The sequence below is a fragment of the Anaerolineae bacterium genome (assembly GCA_014360855.1).
GTDB lineage: Bacteria > Chloroflexota > Anaerolineae > JACIWP01 > JACIWP01 > JACIWP01.
The window spans coordinates 1-1973 of the sequence record JACIWP010000393.1 but is presented as its reverse complement, the minus strand read 5'-3'; the positions used below and the strand labels follow the sequence as shown (position 1 = coordinate 1973).

General features: G+C 63.1%; 3 protein-coding genes. All 3 read right to left on the bottom strand.

Translation table 11 applies throughout. The annotated features are described in order from the left end of the window. Window positions 1-445: hypothetical protein (locus H5T60_14390; GenBank protein MBC7243619.1), on the bottom strand; the 445-nt coding region annotated here is incomplete at its 3' end. A gap of 71 nt (window positions 446-516) precedes the next feature. Next, entirely contained in the window at window positions 517-849 is a 333-nt protein-coding gene (locus H5T60_14385) for a MerR family transcriptional regulator (GenBank protein ID MBC7243618.1), read from the bottom strand. 93 nt (window positions 850-942) lie between these two features. Further along, window positions 943-1973: trypsin-like peptidase domain-containing protein (locus H5T60_14380; GenBank protein ID MBC7243617.1), on the bottom strand; the 1031-nt coding region annotated here is incomplete at its 5' end.

Genomic DNA, 1973 nt, shown 5'->3' with positions numbered 1-1973 from the left:
CGATCAGGCGCGAGACCTCTTCCACATCCCCCAGCTCATACAGGAAAAAGCGCGCCCGCTCCTGGTCCACCAGCACAATGCCGTAACAGCCGTAGTCCTCAATCAGGTCCTGCAGAGGGGTAATATAGGCGCGGCGCGCAACCGTGATGCGGTCGCGCACCGGCACCGGCAGGGTGAACACCTCCCACAGCCCTTTGCCCTGGCAGGAGAAGAGCGCCACGCCGCGGGCCGAGCTGTCATATTCGTAATCGAAGTAGCGCTCCACCGCCTGGATATCTGCCTTGTCGGCCAGATGTTCCACTCCTTTCAGCATCTGCCGCAGGGTCAGGCGGTATTCCTCTTTGGTCCGGCGTGTCGAGTCAACATCGAGGTACAGGCTGAGTACTTTCGGGTCATCGCTCTGGAATTCCACCAGCCGCTGGATCCGCTTCTCATCGATTCGCATATGCCTTCCTCCCTTTGAAAAATTGGGACGAAACGGTCCGGGGCCTGGGATCGCCGGCCCCCACACCGACACTAACTGCCGGCCAGCCGGCGCAGTCGCGCCAGCTCCTGCTCAAACTCTTCCTGCATCTGCGCCATCTCCGCCTGGAGCTGTTCCAGCCGGTCCGTCAGGCGCAGGATAATTTCCACGCCGGCCAGATTGACCCCCAGGTCATCCATCAAGCGCACGATCTTCCGCAGGCGGCGGATATCGCGCGGCGAGTACAGCCGCTTGCCCGAGACGCGCGCCGGCTTGATCAGCCCCCACTCCTCATAGCGCCGCAGGGTCTGCGGGTGCACCTGCACCATCTCCGCCGCCACGCTGATGAGATAGCAGGGCTCGTCCTCATCCGGGATGATTTCCATCGCCTCCTGTTCGATACGCTCCCATAATGGCAAAATACTTTCAGAGGATCGCCGCATCATGGCCCTTCCTCTCCGCAGTATCAGGATGGTTGGTCATGGGCCGGGCCGCCGGCCCAGGGTCACCCTGATGCGCATGGGCTTATCATCCCGCATCACGGTGAGCGTGACGGTCTGCCCCGGGCTGGCGTTCTCCAGCCGGCTGATCAGATCATCAAAGCTGTTGATGGGATAGCCGTCAAAGGCGGTGATGATGTCCCCGCCGATGAGCACCGGTTCCAGATAGCCCGGCACCTCGACGGCATGGGTGCCGCCGCGGAGGCCGGCCTGCTCGGCCGGGCTGTCCGGCATCACCGTCTCCACCAGCGCCCCGCGGGTATAGGGCAGGTTTGCCGCCTCTGCCACCCGCCGATTCAGGGAGATGCCGGACACCCCCAGCCAGGCATGCTCGTAATAGCCCTGCGAGATGAGCGCCGGCACCACCCGCTTGACCAGGTTGACCGGGATGGCGAACCCGACGCCGGCGGAGGTGCCGGTCTGGGAATACAGGAGCGTGTTCACGCCGATGACCCTCCCCCGGGAGTCTAACAGCGGGCCGCCGCTGTTGCCGGGGTTGATGGCCGCATCGGTCTGGATCATGTAGGGGATCGAGTAACCGGTCTCCTGCTGGATGACACGCCCCACCGAACTGACGAAGCCGGCCGTCACCGTATGCTGAAAGCCGAAGGGATTGCCGATGGCGATGGCGCGCTGGCCGACCTGCACCTGGTCGGAATCGCCCAGCTCCACCGGCGGGAGAAGCTCCGCCGGCGCTTCCACCTTCAGCACCGCCAGGTCGCTGTACAAGTCGCTTCCCACCACCTCTGCCGGCAGTTCCTCCCCGCTGAACAGGGTAACCTGGATGTCCAGCGCGCCCTCGATCACATGATGGTTGGTGACGATATAGCCGGCGCTGTCATAAATGAAGCCGGAGCCTTCCGTGATATCTATGTAACTCTCCCCTTCATCGGAGGGAGTATCCTCTATGCTCACCATCTTTGTGACGCTGATATTGACCACCGAAGGCCGCACCCGCTGATAGAGCTGAATCAGGGTTTGCTCGAACGGGTCCTCGCCGGCCAGCTCAG